We start from the raw sequence: 23,308 nt of genomic DNA, 5'->3' as shown, positions 1-23,308 counted from the left end.
TCATTTGGCAAAGAGATAGCCGACGCCGCGAACCGATTTGATGCGGGTCGGCTTGTGGGGATCATCACCCAATTTGCGTCGCAGTCGTGAGACACGCAGATCGAGCGATCGGTCCATGCCATCATAGGGGATTTCCAGCAAATCGACGTACAGTTCCTTGCGAGAAACCACGCTGCCGGCGCGGCGGGCTAGGTACTCGATCAAGTCGAATTCGGCGGTCGTCAACTCGATCGGTTGATCGCCGACCACGACGCTGCGGCTGCCAAGACTGATGCTCAGGTCACCGACAACGATGTCAGCCGGTTGGACGCTCGAATCAGCAGGGTGCAAGTCGAATCGGCGAAGGTGAATTTTTAAACGTGCCAGCAGGGCGTTGGGACGCACGGGTTTGCTCATGAAGTCATCCGCCCCGGCTTCCAAGGCGACGACTTCATCCATCTCCTCCCCCCGCGCCGTGAGCACAATGATCGGGCCTTTGAAATGCGGCCTGACACTTTTGCAAACACTGAATCCGTCCGTCCCCGGAAGACCGATGTCCAAGATCACCGCGTCGTAGGCTTCGGATGCAATCCGCCTGATCGCCGACAAACCGTCCGCCTCGATCGTGACTTGGTATCCCTTGCCGGTCAAAAAATCTTTCATCATGCCGGACAATTCGGCGTCGTCTTCGACCAGCAGCAAATGATGCGGTTTGTCACTCATGCGACACTTCCTTCGGCTCTCTGGGGACGCCCGGCGGGTGTGGTTGGTTCAGAATCCGTTGCGACCGAATCCGTTCTGTCTGACGCAGCTTTCGGGCGAGTCCGTTTGCCGTTCAATAAGGTTCCGATCGGCGTGTAGCGGATCAATAGCTGATAGCTGACTAGCAGTACGATGCTCGTGAACACGCAAACGATTAGAAACTTTAAAAACGGCGGCAGCGGATAATCGCGAACCCAGTACTGCGCGTAAATGATAAGCGGGATGTGGGCCAAATACAGCCAGTAGGATGAATCGGACAAATAACGCATGGTTTGGCTCTGCCGGGAGAGCAGCTGTCGAAACACGCCCATCATGCCGAAGGTCATCAACCACGCATAGCTGGCTTGGACAAACAGAGACGCGAGATTGCCGAGTCCGGCGTGCTGCGAACGGATCGCCAGTCCGATCGGGAACAGCACCAGCAACGATGCCAGTACCGCAAACCAGGATCGCCAGCCGACCGGTTCGACGTCGGACTGCATTCCGGTCGCGTCAAAGTAGATCGCGCCGAAGCCAAAAAACACGGCGTAATACGCCAGCACCGATGGCATCGGTAACAGGCCAATCGAGGTGTCCGGTCCAAAGCCCGCCCCGTCACCCGACATCAATGCCTGGGGAATCATCGTCAACGGAATCAGCCAAACGTAACGAAACGCGGACGCGGAGAGCCAGCGCGCCGGGCGCGGAATCCGCAACAAGCGACCTGCGGAAACGCACAACGCAAATCCGGCGACCAGCCAGCACAGAAACCACAAGAACCACAGGTGCCCGGTGACGGGGAATTGGAAGAGTGCAAACTGTAATTTGTCGGAGACCGATCCACGCGTCGGAATGTGGATCGTTGCGGCAAGGTCCAGCGATTCGGCGATTCGTTTTCGGCCGCCCAGCACGTCTTCCTCCTCGGCGGAAACCTGGACCAAACCGGCGACGTAGGACGTGATGCCCCAGGGGGCGCTCAGCATGTCGATGCAGCTTTCACCACGGTGATTCTTTACCTCCGGGTCCGCCCCGGCGTTGATCAAAAGCTCGGCGGTTTCAAAGCGGCCGAATAAGAACGCGCCGTGCAACGCCGTCGATCCGTCGTCTTCGGCGTGTGCGACGTCGCCGCCTCGGTCCAGCCAATTCTCAACCGCTTCAACGTCCCCGTTGGCGGCGGCAATCCAAATCGATTCGTCAACGGTTGCGTCCGTTTTTACATTGTCGTGATCCGTTGCCGCAGCCGCAGCCTTGGTCGTGGCGGTGGAGGACTGGGGCTGCATGCCGACGTAAATCGTGACCGCCCAGACGGCGGGAATGATCGTGAACATCCCCAGCACAAGCGGCAAAAAGATTCGCAGGAAGCGTTGTTTGAGCAGTGCCGCCATCCCGCGTTTGCGAAGCATCATCATCGTGAAAAATCCGCTGATCAAAAAGAACAGCGGCATTCGAAAGCCATGGATCGCAGCCATCGCGACGCCGAACATGACATTCGTTTGAGTGTCTTGAACCGCCCAGCCGCCGCCACCCCCGGGTATGAAGGAGATCAGCCCGTGCAGGGCAATGCCCAGCAACATCGCTATCGCACGGAGCGCGTCGAGATCATGCCGTCGGGGAATCGACGGAGCGGGAGTGGTCGACATGTTGAAAGTTCAGTTTGCGAATCGCGGTCGGATGAGCATCGATTGTCCATTCTCAGGGGCTCAACGGACCTTGGCTTCTGACCCGTATCGATTTGTAAACAGGTGACGCGTCGGATCTTACCAGTGGGATAGGCTTCCAGCCTGTCATCGAGCATCGGCGGGCTTTGCCTGACGGCCCGTCGGCATGCACAGCATGCCCTACGCGGCTACGCATCGAGATCATGGTGTCGGGGGCCTCGGCTATTCCTCATTGGTGACGCAAGCCAGCTTGGTCAGCGTGCGAATCAGCAAACGTCCGTCGGCGATGCTCGGGGTTGCGATGCAAAGTTCGTCGAGCGGATTGGTTTGCAGAATCTCGAAGTCGCGGCCCGCTTTGACCACATAGGTCAACCCGTCTTCGCTGAGGCAAAACACGTTGCCTCCGTAGGCCCATGGCGATGCGGTGAACGAACCCGACGGCGAGAACCGTCGTTTGCCATAGACCTCCTCGCCGGTCTTGGCGTCGTGACAGGTCATGAATCCTTGATCGTAAACGGTATACAAGTAATCGCCGTAGACGATTTGGGAGGTGTTGTAGGGCGATGCGGTGGGCTGGTACCACTGAATGAACTCGCTGTCGGCAAAGTCGCCTTCGGGCGTGATGTCGCCGCTGGCGCCCGGACGAATCGCAAACGTCGGGCGGTGGGAATCACCGACATATCCCGAGGCGAGGTAACAAAGCCCGTGTGCGGCAAAGGGCGATGGAATCACCAGCACCGACATGTCGCCATCAAATTCCCACAACAGATCACCTTCGAGCGAGTAGCTGCGGTTCTTCTTTCGACCGGTCACGACGATTTCGGTCCGTTGATCATGTTCCCAGATCAACGGTGTGGCCCAGGAGTGGGTTTCCTCGCGCGGTGTCCGCCAGTTCTCATCCCCTGTTTCGGCGTCAAAGGATGCGATCCACGACGATTCCAAGTTGTCGTAAACGACAATCACCTGCCCATCGTGAACTACCGGAGAGGCTGCGGCGCCATAATCGAGATTGGTCTTGCGGGGTTCGATGTCGCGGGACCAAAGCGGTTCGCCATCCAGGCTGTAGCAATACAGTCCGACATCACCGAATAAAACGTACAGCCGCTGGCCGTCGGTTGTCGGTGTTTCGGCGGCGTAAGAACTCTTGGGGTGCCGCGGTACCACCGGACGTCCCGTCTTGGCTTCGTGTTTCCACCGTTGTGATCCGCTCTTGAGATCAAAACAATAGACCATCCAGTGGTGGATGCCCTTGGCCGGATCACGAACACCCTTACCGAGATAAAGCCCTTTTTGTGGCTGGATGTTTTCTTCGTCGGCAACGACCGAAGACACAAACACGCGCTCGCCGACGACGATCGGACTGCCCCAGCCCTGGCCGGGAACGTCGATCGACCACGCCACGTTTTCGGTCTGGTCCCACCGGGTCGGCAAACGCGGGTCGTCGGGCACCACGCCGGTCGCATCCGGCCCGCGAAACCGACTCCAATGATCACCCGCATCACCGGTCGCGCCGAAGAGGAACCCCGTCCCGATCAGCAGAACGCTCGTCAAGAAAGGTCGATGCATCAAAGATTTCGTCATAGAAGACCACTCGAAGGCGATTTGCGAGGAGAAAAGCGGAGACGCGTCGACCGCATTCTGAGGGACGCCCACCACCGTTGCTACGCTAGAAACAGAAGCGTTCCGTATCAATGTGTAACGGAGCCCAAAGTGGAGTAAGCTTCCAGCTTGCCAATCCCAAGCGACAGGTAAGCTTCCAGCTTGCCAATCCAATGCCGATGGCAAGCTGGAAGCTTACCCCACTTGATCAATGCCATGCTGAAACTCGTTCGATCTGTTTTCCTTTTGTTGACGCTTTCGGTCGCCCTTGATTGCGGCGCCGAACCCCCGATTACTTCCGTCGTGTTTGCTCCCGATGGATCCTCGTTGGTCGCGTGTTCTCAATCCGGAATCGCGGTGTACCGCTGGCCGGATCTGGACCTGCAGACAAGCTTCAAGGCGTCGTCCCCAAATCTTCACGACCTGGCATTTTCTCCCGGCGGCGATCGTCTGGCCGTCGCCGGTGGGGCGCCCGCGGAAGACGGCACCGTCGAAATCCTGTCCTGGCCCGATGGCAAATCGCTCCGCATCCTGGATGGGCATTTTGATTCGGTGATGGCCGTCGACTGGTTGGACGAAACCACCTTGGTCTCGGCCAGCCTGGACCACCAAGTCTTGATCTGGGACACCTCGAAGGGCGAGAAATCGGTGACGCTCAATGGGCACTCCCGCGGCGTTTGGACGATCGGTCATCTGCACGACACGCGGCTGCTGGTCAGCGCCGGCGGCGACCAGAGTCTTCGCGTCTGGGAAACCGAGACCGGAACGCTGGTTCGCAGCATGGCGATCCATCTCCAAGGGGTCGGAAGCGTTGCGGTGCGTCCCCCACGCGACGGCCTGCCGATGATCGCTTCGGCCAGCGACGATCGAACGGTACGGTTTTGGCAGCCGACGATCGGACGCATGGTGCGATTCGCCAGATTGCCGTCCCAGCCTCGCCAGATCCAGTGGCTCCCGGATGGTTCACGGATCGCCGCGTGCTGCAACGATGGGCGGGTCTATTTGGTCAACCCGGAAACCGTCGAGGTTTCCGACGGGATCGCGGCGATTCAGGGTCGGGCCTACACGATCGCCGTCGATCCGTCCGGCGGAAACGCCGTCGTCGGCGGCAGCGACGGTGCGCTGCAACGGATCGCGCTGCAACGGATCGCGCTGCAACGGATCGCGCTGCCGTAGATGGCCGTCGATCGATCCATGTCATGCGACGCTCATCGGCATGCAATTTGGGGCCGACCGGCTGGCAGACTCTCCCACAGAATTTGCATCCCAATCCGAGCAGCGTTATGTTCGCGTGTTGCGGGAGCTTCGATCCACCGGCCACGACTTCTCCTCAGGAGACCTTCCATGACCCTCTTTCTCAGCGCGTCGGTCGGGCACCGCGGAGCCAATCAGCACAAAGATGTGTTGGGGGTGCAAGACGCCATCAACAAGGTTCCCTTGGACGAAGGCGGTTCGCCGGTACCATTGAAACTCGATGGTAAATGCGGGCCAAAGACGATCAAAGCGATTCAGCGTTTCCAGCTTCATCATTTTGGCTGGGGTGGATGTGACGGTTTGATCGAGGTGGGGAAACAAACGTATTTGAAGTTGGTGCTCTACACGCTGCCGGAACTCAAACTTCCACCTCCGCCCGCCAGGCGAATCGAACCGAAGTCACTGAAGTTCATCATCATGCGTGAAAACGCAAACGACTCATTTGGGGCCAAGAATCGGGATCACTATTTCGAGATTCGATCGGTCCCACACAACTTCGCCAGCGTTTATTTTTTGGGACGTCAGCAAGGCATGCACCCGCGTCCGATCCCGAATCGCTTCGACGGTCATTTCAGTATCTTTAAGACGAAACGCGCGATCACGACGAAGGAATTTGAATGCCAGGCGGTCTACTTCACGCGAGAGAAAGCGGGCAACACCTCCGACAGCCACCTGACGCTGATTCTTGAATCCGGCACGATCCAAATCCCAATGGACGCGCATTTGATCGGTCCGCATGGCATCATCTCGGGCGGTCATCCCGGCACCAGCACATTCCGATCGGGGATCTTTGATTTCGTCAAGTGAAATGGGCCGTCGCACATCAATCGATGCCCTGCCCCCCTTATTCTTCTCCCCTTGTTCTGCCCCCCATCATTCTGCCCCGAATCATTCTGCCCCGAATCATTCTGCCACACCTCCCCTCGACACCGTTCCCCCATCCCAACGCACCGAGGACCCGAGGCATCCTATCATGCGTCGCTAAGTTGAAGTGCCGCTGAGTGCGTTTTGACCTGTTTGCCTCCCCCATCGCGAGAATCGCCATGCGAGTTGTCCCCGGTCTTGGCTGCCAAGCCTGAGTTTGAGCAACTCGCCCACAACCGACTCGACGATCGCAGTACCTTCAACGCCAGCCCGATCGTCGCCGACGGCAAACTGTACTTGCGCAGCGACAAGTACTTGTATTGCATTGGTGAGTAAGTCACGGTTTGGCCGCGTCGTTCAAGTCACGGCTTCGCGGCGCCCGCTTGATGGCGGCGAGTTCGTCGCGCAGTGATTCGACCAGCTTCGGATGTTGATCGACCAGATTGTTCGTCTCCCCAAGGTCTTCGGCCAGGTTGTAAAGTTGGCCTTTGGGGTTCTTGGGCTTGCCCTTGCCTCCACGATCGCTGAACCCTCCCGATCCGTCTCCGTCGATGAGCTTCCAGTCCCCGCGGCGAATCGTCATCAGGCCCTTGCCGCTTTGAAGTACCAGCGAGGGACGTTGGGGCGCCGTGGAGGGTTTTCCGGTCAGTTCGCCGAGGAAGCTGAAACTGTCCGGCCCGACATCGGTCTTGTCTTGCTGTTGATAGACCTTTGATCCGGTCAGTTCGTCGGCGGTGGCGAGGAAATCGACGAAGCTGATCGTTTTGTCGCTGACCGAACCGGCCGCAACGGTTCCCGGCCAACGCACGATCATCGGCATCCGATGGCCGCATTCCCAGGCGTCCGCTTTCATGCCGCGCAGCCCGCCCGAGCTGTCGTGTCCGAAACGTTCGACGTCGGTTTCGTACCAGACCGGTCCGTTGTCGCTGGTGAAGATCACCAGGGTCTCGTCGGTCATGTTTGCCGCATCGAGCTGCTTGAGGATCTTGCCGATCATCGCATCGACCATCATCGCGAAATCACCATACATCCCGGCGCCGGACTTGCCCAAGAACGCTTCCGAAGGCAACCAAGGCGTATGGGGCGCCGGGTAGGCCACGTACAACATCAGCGGATCGTCTCGGCCGGCGTGTGACTCGATGACCTGGCACGCTTCGTCGGTGAATTTCGGCAGCACATTTTTCAGTTCCAACCCCAGAGCGATCCCACCGGCACGCCAAAACGCACCTTGGATCGGCGACCATCCTTCGCTCTGATTGGCGTCGATCGAATCCGACGGCGGCGCGACCGCCATCCGGTCTCGGATGTAAAAGTACGGTGGAATATCGGTCGACGCCCGGATGCCGAAGAATGAATCGAACCCACGATCGACGGGACCACCGGGCAAGGGTTTGTCGTAGCCGTCTTCATTGAACCCCACATGCCACTTGCCGACCATGGCCGTTCGGTAACCGGCATTCCGCAGCAGCGACGGCAACGTGACTTCATCGGGATCGATCAACGCCTGTTTGGGCCAGCGCCCCACGTTGATTCGAAACGGATAGCGCCCCGTCATCAGCCCGTAGCGCGACATGTGACACAGCGGCCCCGAAGCATGGGCATCGGTAAAACGCATCCCCTCGGCGGCGAGGGAATCGATGTTCGGCGTCGGGATCTTGCTGTCGGGATTGAAGCACCCGGGATCCCCGTACCCCATGTCGTCGACCAAGATCAGAACGATGTTCGGCAACTCGGCCGATTGAATCTCGCCCCGGGAGGCAAAGATCGACAAGGCGACAATCGCCAGAGACGCGATTGATTTTGGAGACACAGTCATCGTTGAAATCTACGTGCTAAGAAGGCGGCGGGGAGCATCCCGTTAGGGAGGGGACAGTCGCCGCATTCTAATCGACTCGTCGTGTCGAGAATCGGTCAGCGGAGTAAGGCAAACTTTACCGAACGATACTCAGCCGAGAGATCACCTCTTGGAGCGGTAGGTCAGGCTGTGCCTGACGGCCCAGAGAATGGCATGCACAGCATGCCCTACAGGACTGCCCGAGCGTTAGCGCCGGTACTCGTTCAGAAATCCGCCGCGGGACGCGGTCTCGGTGCGGGGATTAAAAATCTTTCGCGTGCGATGGGGCGCGTAGGGTTGGACGTTGGTGGGGATCGCAGCCTGCTCGGGTGACTCGATGATGTATTCACCCGGCGGCGGTCCGTAGCTGTCGGTCATCACGCCGCCACAGCTGCAGCCGCCTTCGCAGCCACAAGCCGGTTCGCAACTGCAGGGGCCTTCGCAACCGCAGGCTGGCTCGAAGCCGCAGCCGGGTTCAATCCCACATCCGGGTTCAATCCCACAGGCCGGTTCGAAGCCGCAGCCGGGTTCAAGGATGCCGCAGTCACAGGGGCCTTCGCAACCGCACGCCGGTTCGACGATGCAACTGTCACAGCCATCGCATCCGCTTGCACACGTCGGGGCGAAGCCACGTGAGGTGGTGGAGATCGGTCCCGGGTCGCAGCCGCAGCGGTAGCCCCACAGGGTTCGAAATCCCGCGAACACACTGCGGCACTTGCCACAGCTTTGGCCGTTGTAGTTGCCACAGGAATCGCAGGGATCGACGCAGTCGGCCGGATGGTTGATCCAGGGATCGACGTACAGCTCGCCGCATCCGGTGCAGGAGTTACAGCTGCCGCAGGAGGAGTCGCTGCAGCCGGCATCGCAACTGCCGCCGAATCCTGGTCCGAGCGAGGTGCCGCAACAGCCGGCTCCCATCGGTCCCACGCATCCGGTCAGCGCGACGGTGATCCATCCAACGAGTAACAAGCCAAACACGCGTGACATCGTGATTCATCCCTGAAACGAAATCGCTTGCGAATTCCTTTGCAAAAAGCTTTCGCACGCCTTGTGATCTAATCCAACAACAGGCGACCGGGACGCCTTGCCTGCCGGCACGCCCTGTCTACCGTCGTCATCGTCAACGCAATCGTCAAAGTTGACTAAAACTGCTCAAACGGATCGTTTCGATGGGTGGCCTGTACGGAAAAGGGACTGCCCAGCTGAGGACCGTCGGAAGAATAAGTGGCGGGGATTGATTGTGGGATCGGCTTCCAGCCTGTCGTTTTCGCCATGACAGGCTGGAAGCCGATCCCACTTATTCTTCCGACGGTCGTTAAAAGAGACGTGAAACGCGACAAAGACGAACGATTTCATCGATTACGTGTGATGCGGTCAGCGGATCGTTGGACAAGGTCCTTTTCAGGTCGTCGAGGAGAGTCCTGCCGACGACGGCCCGGAAGGGCCGTCGTACCCGGAATAGCAGTCGCCGTGAGCTGGACAGTCGCGAAAATGCGTCTTTCATTCTCGCCGCTGATTTCGTTAGTGTCCGGCGTTGAACGTGGATTGCCGGTCGCGACTCGGTTGGAACGCGGCAATCCTGTTTCACGCACCGATGTTTCACGGACACCGCTCAACGCCCGAGAGTTGCCTTCCTCATGCGATCTGCAGCACCACTCCACGAGACCCCCAGCGGCGATGAACGCTGCGTCGATGAAACCCGCGGCGATGAAACCGGCCGGACGACACCGCGGTGTGAACCCGGGGGGGCCGATGCGAGCTTGCGTTTGGTCTATCCGCCGACCGAGGGTACGGGGGCGTCGTTTCGGGTCAGCGCGTTACTGTGGTTCGCCGGCATGCTGTTGCTGTCGGTGCCGATGATCACGCTGATCGACATCTCCGTTGCGCGGTGGTTTTCGGGTGATCCGTTGCCACGCGAGTTTCGCAGCGGATTGGAGCTGATGCAGATCTTCTCGCACGGCAGCGGTGTGTTTCTGGTGCTGTTCGGGATCTTTTTGATGGCTCCCCAGTGTCGTTGGCATTTGCCTCGACTGGCCACGTTGGCGATCGGTGCCGGAGCGATTGCGACGTTGGCCAAGATGTTTGTGTTGCGTCCGCGTCCGACGGGATTGAACTTGGACGTCGCGTCAATCGATTCGGCGTGGCTGTGGGCGTTCGATTGGACGCTTTCTCAGGTCGCCACGTTCGATGCCAGCACGCGGGCGTTTCCCAGTGGCAACATGGCGACGGCCATGGCATTGACGGTCGGGTTGTGGATCGTGTTGCCGCGAGGCCGCTGGCTGTTTGCGGCGATCTGCTTGGGGACCGGGCTGCAGCGGCTGGCGAGCATGGCGCACTTTCCCAGCGATATCCTGGGTGGTGCGGCATTCGGATTGATCTGGGCGTTCGTGTGTTTGCACCCCCGGCTGCTGGGCAACTTGTTTGACAAGATGCAACCCGAATCGGAACCACGCCGCCGCCGGCGACCGGTCGGCGATGGTGGGGACGTTGCCGAGCAGGACACGTCGAGCGCAGCGGCATAGAGCCCGATGCCATCTATTTTGGCTCTAAAGGTGTTAGCGGAACGGCGCGAGCCGTCCGGTCGCGCTTCAAAAACATCGTGAAAAACCGGAGGGCTCGCGCCCTACCGCTAACAAAAAACACCCCGCTTGTCGCGATGCGTTACTCTTTGAACCGGTAACCGACACCGCGGACGGTTTCGATCAAGTCGGCTGCGGTTCCCATCTTTTTGCGGAGTGCGCGGACATGGACATCGATGGTGCGGTCCAACACGACGGTGTCTTCGCCCAAGGCCGCGTCGACCAATTCGCTGCGGCCGAAGGCGCGTCCGGGTTGTCGGATCAAGGCGTCGAGCAGTCGGAATTCGCTCTTGGTCAACTTCAGCGGTGACTCCTCGACCGTGACCACGAAACGTCGTCGGTCGACGGTCACGTTTTGATGGCTGACCGATTCATGGTCGTCCAGGATCGGCTCGCGTCGACGCAGCAACGCTTTGATTCGTTGCAGCAGCACCTTGTAGCTTTCGACGGGTTTGACGACGTAGTCATCGGCTCCGACGGCGAACCCGACCACCTGATCTGATTCTTCGCCCATGGCGGTCAGCATCAAAATCAGCGCTTCCCGGGTCTTGGAATCGGCACGCAATTGTTTGCAAACCTCGATGCCTCCCAGGATCGGCAGATCGATGTCCAGGATGACGAGATCGGGAAGATAGAGTTTCGCCTGATCGACACCCTCGCGTCCGTCGCTGGCGCGATAGACTTCGTAGCCGGCTCGTTTGAGTTGGTACTCGAGCGACTCCGCTAACGGGCTGTAATCTTCGACGACCAAAACCTTGGTATTGGTGGACATGCCTCAGCGCTTGACTGGATCCATGCGGACAATTTTCGAAAGGATGCTGGCCGCCGTTTCCCGTGTGGTGATCGGTCTGTGGGCGGACAGCTCGCAAAACGACATCCTGGTGAAATTACCTGAAAAGTACACCCTACTGAAGCACTTTTTCACGATGAAGCTTTGGTGAAGGCCTGGTGGTGATCAGGGTTTGGGCAACCAGACTTCGAACGTCGCCCCCTCTCCGGGGCTGCTGGTCACCGAGACCGTGCCCCCCAGGGACCGGGTCAGGTTCTTGACGATCGCCAAGCCGATTCCGGTCCCCCCGTCGGCCGCCTTACGGGCCCGTTTGACGCGATAGAACCGTTCAAAGATCCGCTCCTGGAACTCCGGCGCGATGCCGACGCCGTCGTCTTCGACGGCCATCATCCAACCCTCGTTCACCTGGCGGCAGGACACGCCGACGTGCCCCCCGGCATCGGTGTGCCGGATCGCATTGCTGATCAGGTTCTGGGTGATCGCCAAGGCGGCTTCTTCGTCGGCCAGGACGTGAACCGGAGCATCGCTGGGACGCAGGGTCAATTCGATTTGCTTGGCCGCGGCGACCGGCAGAAACGAGCTGAAGGCCTGCCGGATCACATTTTCCAGGTCGATGGTCTGGACCATCAACGTGCCCTTGCCGGACTGGGCGCGGGCCAGTCGCATCATGTCCGCGATCAGGTCTTCCAGTCTCAAGCATTGCGTGTCGATCTGGGCGATGAAGTGCTTGGCCGCTTCGGGGTCGTCCTCGATCGCCAGTTCAACGGTTTCGGCATAGCCCTTGATCGCCGCCAGCGGCGTCTTCAGTTCGTGCGAGACGTTGGCGATGAATTCGCGCCGAATCGCTTCGACACGTTGGGCATCGGTTTCGTCTCGCAAGACCAGCAACAGGTATGGCGGATCGGCATCGTGGATCCGGCTGATGCGAACCGCGACCGGTCGCACAACGGAGCCGCCCACGATTTCGACGGAGAGGCTTTGATCCACCTTGTCACTTTGAGCCCGTCGAGTGGCATGAATGATCTCTGGCACGCGAACCAGTTCCGCCAGTCGTCGGCCCAAGTAAACGCCATCGCCCGGGATCGCCAGCAAACGTGCCGCCGCTTCGTTGATCAGCAAGATCTCGGTTTTGGGGGACAGCATCACGATCCCATCGATCATGTGGGACAAGACCGCGGCGGTGCGTGTCGATTCAGAATGCAGCTTTCGAAACCGCGCGTTCCAGGTCTCCGCACTCAAGCGTTGTTTCTCATAGGCGTTGTCCGCGTTCTCCCAGCGAAGCAGGTTGTTGATGACCAGCGCGGTGCCGACCAAAAAACAGCTCGCGGCGGTCGCGACGAGTGTTTCGGTCGTGCCCGCATCCAACAGCGTGGTCAACCACACGGTGGCGAACACGAACGCCATGCCGGTCACGATCATGCCCGAACGCGGTTGAAAGCCGATGCGGGGGAGCGAGGCTCCCGACGGTCTGGAGCGTGCGGATTGATCGTTTGCGGATTGTTCTTCCGCGGACTGTGCGTTCGCGGACTGTGCGTTCGCGGGCGCAACGGAGACGCCAGCGGAACGCGTCGGCGCCGCAGGCGACACTGCGCTGTTTGGCGATGCGCTGTTTGGCGATGCGCTGTTTGGGGCGCCGCGTGTGCCGGCAGGGGAGCTGTCCGCGGCGCCGTCTGGTGAAGCGTTACTCATCACTCCGGTTGATCGCCGGGTTTCGGCGTGTTGAGAGGTTCGGCGGGGAGGGGCAGTTCCACTTCCACTCGACCGCGTTTGGTGATCAATCGGTGGACGAACTTGAATGAATCGGCGACGAACAGCAAAAACGCCGCCGCCGGGACTCGCCGGCGGAACCCCTTTTTGTCCACTTGGATGATCTCATTGGTGGCCACGTTCATGCCGGTCAAAAAACCGTTGCCGAAGCAATAGGTGTCGACGCAGACCAGGTAGCCTAGATCGAGCACCACGCCGCTGGGCTGAGGCGTATGCCCGACGAAGACTTTTTTGCCCGAAAAGTGCGGGCCCGGCGTGGTATTGAGGTGGGTCCAGTAACGCAGCTCTTCGGGCTGTTGGTCCATCGGCGTTTGCGCATCGTAACAGGCGTGGACGAAGATCGACTCTCGTGTTTCATAATGTGGAAGCAGCGACAGCAGAAACTTTTTGTGGGCGGCGGGGATCTTGTCGAGCGATCCGCCGTAGCTGGTCACGGTCGCCTTGCCACCAGCGGTCAACCACATCTCTCCGTCGAGCCCACCGAAGGCCACGCCGCAGAGCATGATTTCATGGTTCCCACGCAGCGCGACGACGCGGCAACGCGATTGCAGTTCGATCAACTGGTCGATCACGCCACGGCTGTCCGGGCCGCGGTCGACGTAATCGCCCAGGAAGATCAACTCGTCGTCAGGCTCCGGCGCGATGCATTCGATCAGCGTTCGTAGAGCCTTGTCGCAGCCGTGAATGTCTCCGATTACAAAACGCCGCATTCGCCCGACCGCTTTAATTCACCGACGGATCGTTGAAACGTAATCCGGGCGAGAGTGATGAAAGGATTTCGTGGCCGCAACGTTTGACCGCCGTCTCCCAAACCTGTTCCGGGTCATCGAACACAACGTCGGCGTTGGCCACCCCGACCAACCAGCCCCCACACTGCATTTCGTGATCCAATTGTCCCGGGCCCCAACCGGAATACTGCGAGACGAATCGGACGCGGGCATCGACACGCGACAACAGCAACCGCAGATGGTCTTCGTCGCCGGTCAGCCACAGCCCCGACGAATCTTGGCCGACCGGTGAACCGATTCCGACCAAATCGTGCAACGCCAACAGCGGCCCGTCGACCGGACCGCCTTCGAAGATCAAGTCATCCTCGCGGACCGAACCCTGCGGCATCGACAGCTCCACGATCTGGCTGAGCCGTTGGTCGGTGGGCCGGTTCAGCGACAGACCGAACGCCCCCTCCTCGTCATGGCTGACGATCAAGACGACGCTGCGCAGGAAATTCGGGTCGTTTAAATACGGCGACGCGATCAGCAGTTTTCCGCTTAAGAATTCGACCATGGTTGGATGCTACCTGTTCAGTCGGACCCGATGCTGCGTGGACCAGACATCGTCGCTTCTCGGGTGACGGTCCGGACGCCATTGTTCAGCCCGCCATTGTTCAGCCCGCCATTGTTCAACCCGCCATTGTTCAACCCGCCGTCTCGCCCGCCAGATCTTGCCACAGGCAGCCGGCCCAGGACAGGCCGACGCCGAAGCCGATCAGCATGTTAACGGATTCGCGGTCCAGTCGGCCAGACTTTCGCAGCTGGTCGATCAGGATCGGCAGTGTGCACGAGACGGTGTTGCCGATCTCCGCCAACTCGATCGGAAGCCGCTCGGGTTCCAGCTCCAGCCGAATCCGCAGTTCGTCGAGCATTTTCCAGGTCGCCTGGTGCATCAAGTATTGCGAAATATCGGCGTCGGTCAGCTGTTCCTGTTGCAAAATTTGGTCGATCAATTGGGGCACGGCGTCGACGGTGAAATTGATCAGACTCGGTCCGTCCATGTAGAGACGGCTTTTCCAGCGTTTGCGATGTCGCGGTGGGATCGCGTCTTCGGGGGCTCGGGCGCCGCCGTCGCCGACGATCAACATGTCCGCACCGCTGCCGTCACTGCCGAATTTGAACCCCCGCAATGAAGGCATGTCGCCGGCGGTCACCAACGTGGCCGCGGCCCCGTCGGCAAAAATCGTACGCAAACTGCGGTCCGCCCGGTCGATGTATTTGGTGTACGTCTCTGCAGTCAGAAACAGGATTCGCTTGGCCACCCCGCTCTGGATCAGACCATCGGCGACGGCCAATCCGTACACGTAACCGCTGCAGCCGAGGTTGAAATCCAATGCCCCACAATGCGTCGGAAGCCCGAGCCGATCCTGGATCAGACAGCTGGTCGTCGGCAGCGGATAGTCGGGCGTTTGCGTGCAAAAAAGCAGGAAATCGATGGAGTTCGGGTCGATTTGCTGGTCCGCAAACAGTTTCTCGGCCGCGGCCACGGCCAGATCGCTCGATGTCTCGCCCTCGGCGGCGATGTAGCGCTGGCGAATTCCCGTTTTCTCTTCAATCAGGGCCAAATCCCACCTCGGGAATTCCCGCTGAAGCTCCTCGTTGGTTTCTACCTTTTCCGGGAAATGAACGGCGATAGGGCCAATTTGGGCGTACGGCACAGACGGCATCCTAAAATTGCCAAGTGAATAAAGACGTTCAAAAGGAAAGCCTACCAATGTTCGTCCCCAGCGCGGACCCGGGGACCGCCCTCGCAGTCAATCAATCGCTGTTCGGTGACCACCCAATCCATCGAGACGTCATGGTCGTCCAGGGGGACGTGCGGCACGATCTGGCACTCAAAGGCCACGCCGACGAGCACGGTTTCAGCCCGCACGCGGGCGAGCAGCCGATCGTAGAACCCGCGACCGTGCCCCAATCGCCCGCCCTTGGGGTCAAAGGCAACGCCCGGGACCACAATCAAATCCAGTTCCGCCGCCGCAACCGAACGGTCTGCACCGCCGCGTCGCTCGGCACGGGGTTCCAGGATTCCGAATGCCCCGGGTGACAGATCGTCCCACCCCCGCAAATCGAACAGATGCAGATCCTCGCCGACACAATACGGCACCACGATCTTCCTGTCTGACGGCGGCGTCTCCTGCAACGCCCCCCGCAAGGCGCCTTCGGTGCGGACTTCGTCCCGAACGTGGACGTACCACAGCACGCAGCCGGCCGCGGCATACTGCGGCATCGATTGCAGTCGGTCGGTGATCTGGCGGCTGAGCCGTTCTTTGTCACCTTGATCGCGTCGTGCAGCGGCTGTCGCGCGGCGGATCGAGGCTTTCCTGGGGCCGCCCATCGGCTGGTTCTCCCGCGGGGCCGGATGCATCAATCGACCAAGCCGACGAATCGCTCGGCGGGCTCGTCCCACTCTGCGGCGTTTTGTGGCGTGTAGGTCTTGACCGCAAAACTCTCTCGCACCAGTCTGCGGGACTGACGCACGGCGCTGGTCAGCTCCTCGGGGTTGCCGCTGCCGATCACCCCGGTGCCCACCATTTGCATCAGCAAATTCCCGATCGCAGTCGCTTCGACCGGACCGGTGATCACGGTTCGATTGCAGGCATCGGCGGTCATCTGGCACAGCAACTCATTCATCGTTCCGCCGCCGACGATATGAATCGTCTCGATCCGGTTGTCGACGAGCTGCTCCAGCATTCCCAGACAAACTCGATATCGCAACGCCAAGCCTTCCAGCGAGGCGCGATAGTAGCCGCCCTCGGCACCCGGTTTCGGTTGTCCCGTTTTCGCCGCAAACGCTTCGATCGCATCGAGCATGTCGGTCGGGGCGGCAAAATCGGGGTGGTCCGGGTCGATCAACAACTGGAACGGTGCCGCCGATTCGGCTTGAGAGACCATCGATTCCCAGGTCACCTCGTTTCCGCGGCGTTGCATCGATTTGCGAAGCTGTTGAAAGATCCACAAGCCGCCGAGGTTTTTCAACAAACGGGTGCTGCCGCCCACGCCACCTTCGTTGGTGAAGTTGAATTCCGAACACAGTTCGGTGACCCGTGGTGACGCCAATTCGCAACCCATCAGTGACCAGGTTCCGGAACTGATGTAGCACCAGTCGGGCTTTTCGGGTGCGAAACCGTCGACGGGCACCGCCAGTACCGCCGACGCGGTGTCGTGCGTGGCCGGTAAGACGACGGAAACATCTTTCAGCCCCGTCGCTTCGGCGACCGAGGGTTGAACATTGCCCAGGGTGGTTGCGGGCAATGAAACGGGACCGAGCAGCTTGGTCGGAATGCCGAGGGCCTCGATCATTTCCATCTGCCACTGACCCGTTCTGGGATCCAACATTTGGCTGGTGGAAGCGTTGGTGGCTTCGATGCTGCGTTTTCCCGACAGCAACCAGTGAAAGAAGTCGCCCATCATCATGAAGCCGTCGGCAATTTGCAGCGATCGCTCCTTGTGGGTGACGGCCGAGAGTAATTGAAAGACCGAATTGATTTGCATGAACTGCAATCCGGTCGCTTCGAACATCCGTCGACGCCCTTGCTGGGCACCGCCGAGAATCTCAAACGCGCGTTCGACCATGCCGTTGTTGCGGGCATCGCGGTAGTGACGAATCGGTGACGCGATCTGGTCGTTTTCGTCCACCAAGACATAGTCGACGCCCCAGGTATCGACACCGACCGATCGAATCGACTCGAAACGAGTCGCCGCGATCCGCAGCCCTTCCAGGATTTCGGCCCACAAGCCGTGAACGTTCCACTGCAGAGAATCTTGAATCATCACCGGATCGTTGGCGAAACGATGCATCTCTTCCAGCTGCAGCCTTCCGTCGTCGATGCGTCCGGCAATCACGCGGCCGCTGGAGGCCCCCAAGTCAACGGCCAGATGAACGGGTGTGTTGGGCATGCGAGCGTCTCAGAGGGAAAAGAGGGAGTAGGATGAAAATTCCAGTTTCCAGAAGGCTGGAATCCGGATCCGGTGTGTGGATCGTGATCAATATAAATCTTCGCGGGCGCTCCGAGTAGCAGTCTCCGGACACAAGCCATTTCTGTCCGACGGCCCTTCCGGACCGTCGCACGTCTCTGTGTACGACGGCCCTTCCGGACCGTCGCAGAATGATTCTCGACGACCTGGAAAGGTCGTCGTACGATGGCTGTTTTTTTGACGCTCTTTTGATCGTCTCGCCGGAACCGGCAAGAAAATGTTCGCGTTTTTCCGCCCCATCCGAGACAATTGGGTGCCGGGAAATCAGTGGATCAACCGCGGCCAATTCGCCGACGTGTTGACTTCGAACCACGTCAGTCATGGGTCGAGCGATGAAAATTCTTGCCAATACCGGTCGCGAGTGTGTCGAGCATTGTTTCGAAGGGGGCGTTTCGGCTTGGGAAATCGGCGCGTCGGTCGGACAGGGCGGTCGAAATGATCGCGACGACGTCCGCACGATTCAACGGCTGCTCAACTTAATTGGCCCGCAGGACGGCGGTCCGGTGGTCGCGTTGGACGAGGACGGTTGGATCGGTCCGAAAACGAACAAGGCGATTCTTGATTTCCAACGCTTTCAACGGACCGGCAGCGATGGTCGTGTCGACCCGCATGGCCCGACGCTCAAACGGATGAATGAGATTCCCAAACATCGCATGAAAGCTCAAAATGCCGCGCTGCTCGCCAGGGTCGTCACTGCGATGCCGGATTTGAATCAAATGTCGCTCAAGGCGCGGCGTACGATCGAAGGCGCGATCGACTACGTGCGTCTCGGGGAGGGATTGTTTACGTCCAAACGCGATTACGAGATGGCCGATCTCTATTTCGACTTCAGCAAACTTTCAAGCTCCGAAACACTCAGCGAACTCGGCCTGATTCGAACCACGCTGCGGCGGGCCTACGCTGCGCTTCAGGTTCCCCCGATCCCACTGACTGGCTCGAATCCCGTCGGAGTCTCGATCTTCACCATCGATCCGCTCGGCAAGAACTATTTTGCGTATGTTCCCCGCACCGAAAGCAAGAGCAGCAAACGCAATTCTGTAACCGATCCGGCACACATCTACCTGTGCCAAAAAATGAGCGAACCGAAGAAGGATAAGTTTATGCACATTCTGATGCACGAGTTGTTTCATTTCATCGACGATGAAACCTTTCTGTACATCAAAGACCATTGTTACCGAGACAAGATTTTTCGACTGACGCACAAGCAACGCATGCGCAATGCGGACAACTACGCGGTTTTTTCTTCGCACGTGCATATCGGACGACAACGACTCGTCGATAGCCAACCGAAGCTCGGGCCGCACATTCCGGCGCATCTGTAAGTAGAAGTTTAGTTTCCCGGCGTACTCGGGTTTGAACTTTTCTACCTTCAGCTCGATCACGACGTAGCAGTGCAGCCGTAGGTGGTAGAACAGCAGGTCGATGCTGTACTCGTCGCCGTCGACGGTAATTTTGTATTGCCGGCCGACGAAGGCAAAACCGGCGCCCAGTTCGAGCAGAAATTTAGTCAGGTGCTCGATCAGGCCGTCCTCCAGTTCCCGTTCGTTGTGCCGCTCAGTCAGGGTCAGGAAATCAAAGTTGTACGGGTCGCGGAGCAGCTGCCGGGCGAGATCACTCTCGGGGTAACAGTTTAGTTGAATGACCTGGGGGACGGTGGTGTCGGACCATCGCTCGAACTGCGCATCGCCGAAGGATTGGATTCAGCTCTCCCCGCAGTCTGTCATGGGGCGTGCCGATTGGTTTACCATCAGCGCAGCATTCAACGTCGTTTCACCGGAATCGTCCAGCGAACGTGACTACAGGTGAGTCGCTCGGCTGAGAATTTCGCTCGCTGCTTCTTCCGGAGTCGCAGCTTGTCTCTTCCTATGAAGAGGCGACACGATCGCCTGCACCGGCGTAGCCGCTACGCCGGTGCATAAAGCGAACGCAGTACTTCGTCCGGAGGTCGCGTGAAAAGACCGTAGTAGATGTCGCTGGCACGGTGCCCATGACGCCGCGCTGTCTCTGCAACGCTCATCAGATCTGCCATCCGCTCACCACCTTCCCGACTTCGGCTGCCGAAGCAGATCTTGCGCAACACGACTAGTGGGCGAATAGCACGTTCTGCAAGGTTGTTCGTCGGCGAAACTCGTGGATCGTCGATGAACACCAACCACTCTGAGAGGTGACGAAGAATTCGCCCTTGAAGTTGGATCGCTTTTTCGTCTTCGACATCAGTCAACGAAAGGCGTTCCAATTCGTTTCGCAGCCACAAGATCTCAGACTCAAGTGCAGCTCCTTTTAGCTTACCGGCTTTTCGTCGGCGGTGGAGGCGAGTACCGCGTTGGACGAATTGCTTGACATCTTCGAAGAACTGATAGTCGGCTGATACCGGAGCAACGAGCTTTTGCCAATCACGCGAGGTTCGAGCAAGATGTGCCAAACATTTTTGCTTCGCGCCAGCGACCTGAGCATTGTAGCCACCGTAGCAGTCCGTTACCAAAGTGCCGCAAAAGTCAGGGCCAAGAACGTCGCGTGAAACGAACCCCGCACGCGTCGTTTCAAAAGTGAAATGGATGAACTGTTCGTTGCCGTGTACCCAAAAGTAGGCGCGATCGCCGTCTAAGGTCCAGTAGGTTTCATCCGCATAGACTGGCCCGTCAGTGCTGGCAAGCTTCTTGGCGATATCGTCGACAACCGGTTCGGCAAGCTTCGCAAGAGCCTTTTCGAAACCGATCAGTGCTGCCGCTGTGAACGTGATTCCAAATAACTCTTCAATCGCTCGTGGGACCTTGCGGTAGGTAATGCCAATGACATTGCGGAGATAGATCGCCTTGCTGCGCAACCCTGGTCCTATGCGACTTCCCAGAACCTCTCCCGGACCAGCTTTTTGCACAAGCGTATCACAGGCGATGCATTTGGCGACCACATGACGATAGAGCACGACGCGGAACTGTCCATCAACAATATCTTCCTGCAGGTGCTCCAATGGATCGGCATCCAACAAAATGACTTGGCGACTCGCGCAGCAGGGGCAGACTCGAGGAGCCTTGACATCAATGTCCCAATCGTACTCTTGGGGAGTCTTTCGAAACCATCCTGGATGACCTACCGGGGCGCCGCGTTTAGCTTTGCGACCCGAATCATCTTGGTTGGCCTCTTGCAATTCCGGTTTCGCATCGTCGTCAGACTGCTCATTGGTTGCAAACTTGTTCTGCCGCTCAATCTTCAATTCAAGTTTGACGCGTTCCAGTTGCTCTTGGAGGCTGACGACGTCGCTGAGCAATTCGCTGTTACGCTTTTCGAGCAATCGAATCTGGCGAAGCGATGATTCTCGGGTGTCCTCGCTTTGATTAGCTACCATCGCAACAGAAATCACCGAGGCGCCACCAAGATGCGGGCAATTCCCTACATTGGGGCAAGCGTGCTCGTGGTTGGGATAGATTGGAATAGACATTTCGCGGCAATCCTCGATTGCCACCAATTTATCCCGCCGCCCCAAAATCGACCAATAGCAGTTCCAAGAGGACTAAACTGTTACATCTGTAATGCGTGCCAAAAAAGGGTCAGGAGCCTTTTAGGAAGAATAGGCAAACGGCAGTTGCCCGTAACAGTTTAGTTGAATGACCTGGGGGACGGTGGTGTCGGACCATCGCTCGAACTGCGCATCGCCGAAGGATTGGATTCAGCTCTCCCCGCAGTCTGTCATGGGGCGTGCCGATTGGTTTACCATCAGCGCAGCATTCAACGTCGTTTCACCGGAATCGTCCAGCGAACGTGACTACAGGTGAGTCGCTCGGCTGAGAATTTCGCTCGCTGCTTCTTCCGGAGTCGCAGCTTGTCTCTTCCTATGAAGAGGCGACACGATCGCCTGCACCGGCGTAGCCGCTACGCCGGTGCATAAAGCGAACGCAGTACTTCGTCCGGAGGTCGCGTGAAAAGACCGTAGTAGATGTCGCTGGCACGGTGCCCATGACGCCGCGCTGTCTCTGCAACGCTCATCAGATCTGCCATCCGCTCACCACCTTCCCGACTTCGGCTGCCGAAGCAGATCTTGCGCAACACGACTAGTGGGCGAATAGCACGTTCTGCAAGGTTGTTCGTCGGCGAAACTCGTGGATCGTCGATGAACACCAACCACTCTGAGAGGTGACGAAGAATTCGCCCTTGAAGTTGGATCGCTTTTTCGTCTTCGACATCAGTCAACGAAAGGCGTTCCAATTCGTTTCGCAGCCACAAGATCTCAGACTCAAGTGCAGCTCCTTTTAGCTTACCGGCTTTTCGTCGGCGGTGGAGGCGAGTACCGCGTTGGACGAATTGCTTGACATCTTCGAAGAACTGATAGTCGGCTGATACCGGAGCAACGAGCTTTTGCCAATCACGCGAGGTTCGAGCAAGATGTGCCAAACATTTTTGCTTCGCGCCAGCGACCTGAGCATTGTAGCCACCGTAGCAGTCCGTTACCAAAGTGCCGCAAAAGTCAGGGCCAAGAACGTCGCGTGAAACGAACCCCGCACGCGTCGTTTCAAAAGTGAAATGGATGAACTGTTCGTTGCCGTGTACCCAAAAGTAGGCGCGATCGCCGTCTAAGGTCCAGTAGGTTTCATCCGCATAGACTGGCCCGTCAGTGCTGGCAAGCTTCTTGGCGATATCGTCGACAACCGGTTCGGCAAGCTTCGCAAGAGCCTTTTCGAAACCGATCAGTGCTGCCGCTGTGAACGTGATTCCAAATAACTCTTCAATCGCTCGTGGGACCTTGCGGTAGGTAATGCCAATGACATTGCGGAGATAGATCGCCTTGCTGCGCAACCCTGGTCCTATGCGACTTCCCAGAACCTCTCCCGGACCAGCTTTTTGCACAAGCGTATCACAGGCGATGCATTTGGCGACCACATGACGATAGAGCACGACGCGGAACTGTCCATCAACAATATCTTCCTGCAGGTGCTCCAATGGATCGGCATCCAACAAAATGACTTGGCGACTCGCGCAGCAGGGGCAGACTCGAGGAGCCTTGACATCAATGTCCCAATCGTACTCTTGGGGAGTCTTTCGAAACCATCCTGGATGACCTACCGGGGCGCCGCGTTTAGCTTTGCGACCCGAATCATCTTGGTTGGCCTCTTGCAATTCCGGTTTCGCATCGTCGTCAGACTGCTCATTGGTTGCAAACTTGTTCTGCCGCTCAATCTTCAATTCAAGTTTGACGCGTTCCAGTTGCTCTTGGAGGCTGACGACGTCGCTGAGCAATTCGCTGTTACGCTTTTCGAGCAATCGAATCTGGCGAAGCGATGATTCTCGGGTGTCCTCGCTTTGATTAGCTACCATCGCAACAGAAATCACCGAGGCGCCACCAAGATGCGGGCAATTCCCTACATTGGGGCAAGCGTGCTCGTGGTTGGGATAGATTGGAATAGACATTTCGCGGCAATCCTCGATTGCCACCAATTTATCCCGCCGCCCCAAAATCGACCAATAGCAGTTCCAAGAGGACTAAACTGTTACAGTTGCCCAGAGTG

The 23,308-nt window shown here is 58.5% G+C and carries 20 protein-coding genes and 1 pseudogene; 6 read left to right on the top strand and 15 right to left on the bottom strand.

What is annotated here, in order from left to right:
- The 3 genes from Enr13x_RS29400 to Enr13x_RS29390 form a co-directional block, all read right to left on the bottom strand.
- Entirely contained in the window at window positions 1-702 is a 702-nt protein-coding gene (locus Enr13x_RS29400; protein WP_145390404.1) for a response regulator transcription factor, read from the bottom strand.
- Window positions 699-2,360 (bottom strand): acyltransferase family protein, encoded by a 1,662-nt coding sequence (locus tag Enr13x_RS29395; RefSeq protein WP_145390403.1) that lies wholly within the window; start codon window positions 2,358-2,360, stop codon window positions 699-701. Before Enr13x_RS29395 ends, Enr13x_RS29400 begins: the two co-directional genes overlap by 4 nt.
- 240 nt (window positions 2,361-2,600) lie before the next feature.
- Entirely contained in the window at window positions 2,601-3,944 is a 1,344-nt protein-coding gene (locus Enr13x_RS29390; RefSeq protein WP_145390402.1) for an outer membrane protein assembly factor BamB family protein, read from the bottom strand.
- Window positions 3,945-4,193: 249 nt separating this feature from the next.
- Here Enr13x_RS29390 and Enr13x_RS29385 point away from each other — a divergent pair, with 249 nt between their 5' ends.
- From Enr13x_RS29385 to Enr13x_RS38375, 3 genes are all read left to right on the top strand, one after another.
- A complete protein-coding gene (locus Enr13x_RS29385) occupies window positions 4,194-5,153 on the top strand; it encodes a WD40 repeat domain-containing protein (protein ID WP_145390401.1) in 960 nt (319 codons plus the stop codon).
- A 168-nt stretch (window positions 5,154-5,321) separates the two neighbouring features.
- Window positions 5,322-6,038: a peptidoglycan-binding domain-containing protein gene (locus Enr13x_RS29380; protein ID WP_145390400.1), complete on the top strand. Its 717-nt coding sequence runs from the start codon at window positions 5,322-5,324 to the stop codon at window positions 6,036-6,038.
- Window positions 6,039-6,293: 255 nt separating this feature from the next.
- Window positions 6,294-6,431 carry a hypothetical protein gene (locus Enr13x_RS38375; RefSeq protein WP_197455444.1) on the top strand — a complete coding sequence of 46 codons (138 nt, stop codon included), beginning with the start codon at window positions 6,294-6,296 and terminating at the stop codon, window positions 6,429-6,431.
- Window position 6,432: 1 nt separating this feature from the next.
- Here the strand turns inward: Enr13x_RS38375 and Enr13x_RS29375 are convergent, their stop codons facing one another.
- Window positions 6,433-7,911: a sulfatase family protein gene (locus tag Enr13x_RS29375; RefSeq protein ID WP_145390399.1), complete on the bottom strand. Its 1,479-nt coding sequence runs from the start codon at window positions 7,909-7,911 to the stop codon at window positions 6,433-6,435.
- Between the two features lie 225 nt (window positions 7,912-8,136).
- On the bottom strand, window positions 8,137-8,916 hold the full coding sequence (locus Enr13x_RS39145; protein WP_231743847.1) for a hypothetical protein: 780 nt from the start codon (window positions 8,914-8,916) through the stop codon (window positions 8,137-8,139).
- A 650-nt stretch (window positions 8,917-9,566) separates the two neighbouring features.
- Between Enr13x_RS39145 and Enr13x_RS29360 the strand changes: the two genes are divergently transcribed.
- Window positions 9,567-10,451, top strand: coding sequence for a phosphatase PAP2 family protein (locus Enr13x_RS29360; RefSeq protein ID WP_145390398.1), 885 nt, complete (start codon window positions 9,567-9,569; stop codon window positions 10,449-10,451).
- A gap of 139 nt (window positions 10,452-10,590) precedes the next feature.
- Here Enr13x_RS29360 and Enr13x_RS29355 read toward each other — a convergent pair whose 3' ends face one another.
- Window positions 10,591-11,280, bottom strand: coding sequence for a winged helix-turn-helix domain-containing protein (locus Enr13x_RS29355; RefSeq protein WP_145390397.1), 690 nt, complete (start codon window positions 11,278-11,280; stop codon window positions 10,591-10,593).
- A gap of 22 nt (window positions 11,281-11,302) precedes the next feature.
- Here Enr13x_RS29355 and Enr13x_RS38370 point away from each other — a divergent pair, with 22 nt between their 5' ends.
- Window positions 11,303-11,449: a hypothetical protein gene (locus Enr13x_RS38370; protein ID WP_197455443.1), complete on the top strand. Its 147-nt coding sequence runs from the start codon at window positions 11,303-11,305 to the stop codon at window positions 11,447-11,449.
- A gap of 14 nt (window positions 11,450-11,463) precedes the next feature.
- On the opposite strand, the gene Enr13x_RS29350 is transcribed toward Enr13x_RS38370, so the two are convergent.
- The 6 genes from Enr13x_RS29350 to Enr13x_RS29325 form a co-directional block, all read right to left on the bottom strand.
- Window positions 11,464-12,717: a sensor histidine kinase gene (locus Enr13x_RS29350; RefSeq protein WP_197455442.1), complete on the bottom strand. Its 1,254-nt coding sequence runs from the start codon at window positions 12,715-12,717 to the stop codon at window positions 11,464-11,466.
- Between the two features lie 269 nt (window positions 12,718-12,986).
- A complete protein-coding gene (locus Enr13x_RS29345) occupies window positions 12,987-13,775 on the bottom strand; it encodes a metallophosphoesterase family protein (protein WP_145390395.1) in 789 nt (262 codons plus the stop codon).
- Between the two features lie 13 nt (window positions 13,776-13,788).
- Window positions 13,789-14,349 carry a YqgE/AlgH family protein gene (locus tag Enr13x_RS29340; RefSeq protein WP_145390394.1) on the bottom strand — a complete coding sequence of 187 codons (561 nt, stop codon included), beginning with the start codon at window positions 14,347-14,349 and terminating at the stop codon, window positions 13,789-13,791.
- Between the two features lie 130 nt (window positions 14,350-14,479).
- The gene (locus tag Enr13x_RS29335) at window positions 14,480-15,493 is read right to left on the bottom strand and encodes a ketoacyl-ACP synthase III (RefSeq protein WP_145392751.1); all 1,014 of its coding nucleotides are present in this window, start codon (window positions 15,491-15,493) and stop codon (window positions 14,480-14,482) included.
- 50 nt (window positions 15,494-15,543) lie between these two features.
- Window positions 15,544-16,170: a 5-formyltetrahydrofolate cyclo-ligase gene (locus tag Enr13x_RS29330; RefSeq protein WP_145390393.1), complete on the bottom strand. Its 627-nt coding sequence runs from the start codon at window positions 16,168-16,170 to the stop codon at window positions 15,544-15,546.
- A gap of 29 nt (window positions 16,171-16,199) precedes the next feature.
- The gene (locus Enr13x_RS29325; RefSeq protein WP_145390392.1) at window positions 16,200-17,732 is read right to left on the bottom strand and encodes a rhamnulokinase; all 1,533 of its coding nucleotides are present in this window, start codon (window positions 17,730-17,732) and stop codon (window positions 16,200-16,202) included.
- A 410-nt stretch (window positions 17,733-18,142) separates the two neighbouring features.
- Here Enr13x_RS29325 and Enr13x_RS29320 point away from each other — a divergent pair, with 410 nt between their 5' ends.
- Window positions 18,143-19,132, top strand: a complete 990-nt coding sequence (locus Enr13x_RS29320) for a peptidoglycan-binding protein (RefSeq protein ID WP_145390391.1) — start codon at window positions 18,143-18,145, stop codon at window positions 19,130-19,132.
- 42 nt (window positions 19,133-19,174) lie between these two features.
- On the opposite strand, the pseudogene Enr13x_RS39140 reads toward Enr13x_RS29320, so the two are convergent.
- From Enr13x_RS39140 to tnpC (Enr13x_RS29305), 3 genes and pseudogenes are all read right to left on the bottom strand, one after another.
- Window positions 19,175-19,372, bottom strand: a pseudogene (locus tag Enr13x_RS39140) (PDDEXK nuclease domain-containing protein); the annotation flags it as partial.
- 341 nt (window positions 19,373-19,713) lie between these two features.
- Window positions 19,714-21,270, bottom strand: coding sequence for an IS66 family transposase (tnpC, locus tag Enr13x_RS29310; RefSeq protein ID WP_145385599.1), 1,557 nt, complete (start codon window positions 21,268-21,270; stop codon window positions 19,714-19,716).
- Window positions 21,271-21,677: 407 nt separating this feature from the next.
- Window positions 21,678-23,234 carry an IS66 family transposase gene (gene tnpC, locus Enr13x_RS29305; protein WP_145385599.1) on the bottom strand — a complete coding sequence of 519 codons (1,557 nt, stop codon included), beginning with the start codon at window positions 23,232-23,234 and terminating at the stop codon, window positions 21,678-21,680.
- Window positions 23,235-23,308: the final 74 nt, after the last annotated feature.

The sequence above is a fragment of the Stieleria neptunia genome, assembly GCF_007754155.1.
Classification (GTDB): Bacteria; Planctomycetota; Planctomycetia; order Pirellulales; family Pirellulaceae; genus Stieleria; species Stieleria neptunia.
The sequence above is the reverse complement of the archived record's forward strand: the minus strand, read 5'-3'. Positions and strand labels throughout refer to the sequence as shown.

Coding starts and splice junctions, on each gene's coding strand:
- Enr13x_RS29345 (WP_145390395.1), bottom strand. CDS start 13,775: ATGCGGCGTTTTGTAATCGGAGACATTCACGGCTGCGACAAGGCTCTA.
- Enr13x_RS29400 (WP_145390404.1), bottom strand. CDS start 702: ATGAGTGACAAACCGCATCATTTGCTGCTGGTCGAAGACGACGCCGAA.
- Enr13x_RS39145 (WP_231743847.1), bottom strand. CDS start 8,916: ATGTCACGCGTGTTTGGCTTGTTACTCGTTGGATGGATCACCGTCGCG.
- Enr13x_RS29390 (WP_145390402.1), bottom strand. CDS start 3,944: ATGCATCGACCTTTCTTGACGAGCGTTCTGCTGATCGGGACGGGGTTC.
- Enr13x_RS29395 (WP_145390403.1), bottom strand. CDS start 2,360: ATGTCGACCACTCCCGCTCCGTCGATTCCCCGACGGCATGATCTCGAC.
- Enr13x_RS29330 (WP_145390393.1), bottom strand. CDS start 16,170: ATGGGCGGCCCCAGGAAAGCCTCGATCCGCCGCGCGACAGCCGCTGCA.
- Enr13x_RS29360 (WP_145390398.1), top strand. CDS start 9,567: ATGCGATCTGCAGCACCACTCCACGAGACCCCCAGCGGCGATGAACGC.
- Enr13x_RS29340 (WP_145390394.1), bottom strand. CDS start 14,349: ATGGTCGAATTCTTAAGCGGAAAACTGCTGATCGCGTCGCCGTATTTA.
- Enr13x_RS38370 (WP_197455443.1), top strand. CDS start 11,303: ATGCGGACAATTTTCGAAAGGATGCTGGCCGCCGTTTCCCGTGTGGTG.
- Enr13x_RS29350 (WP_197455442.1), bottom strand. CDS start 12,717: ATGATCGTGACCGGCATGGCGTTCGTGTTCGCCACCGTGTGGTTGACC.
- Enr13x_RS29385 (WP_145390401.1), top strand. CDS start 4,194: ATGCTGAAACTCGTTCGATCTGTTTTCCTTTTGTTGACGCTTTCGGTC.
- Enr13x_RS29320 (WP_145390391.1), top strand. CDS start 18,143: ATGAAAATTCTTGCCAATACCGGTCGCGAGTGTGTCGAGCATTGTTTC.
- Enr13x_RS29380 (WP_145390400.1), top strand. CDS start 5,322: ATGACCCTCTTTCTCAGCGCGTCGGTCGGGCACCGCGGAGCCAATCAG.
- Enr13x_RS29355 (WP_145390397.1), bottom strand. CDS start 11,280: ATGTCCACCAATACCAAGGTTTTGGTCGTCGAAGATTACAGCCCGTTA.
- Enr13x_RS29375 (WP_145390399.1), bottom strand. CDS start 7,911: ATGACTGTGTCTCCAAAATCAATCGCGTCTCTGGCGATTGTCGCCTTG.
- Enr13x_RS29325 (WP_145390392.1), bottom strand. CDS start 17,732: ATGCCCAACACACCCGTTCATCTGGCCGTTGACTTGGGGGCCTCCAGC.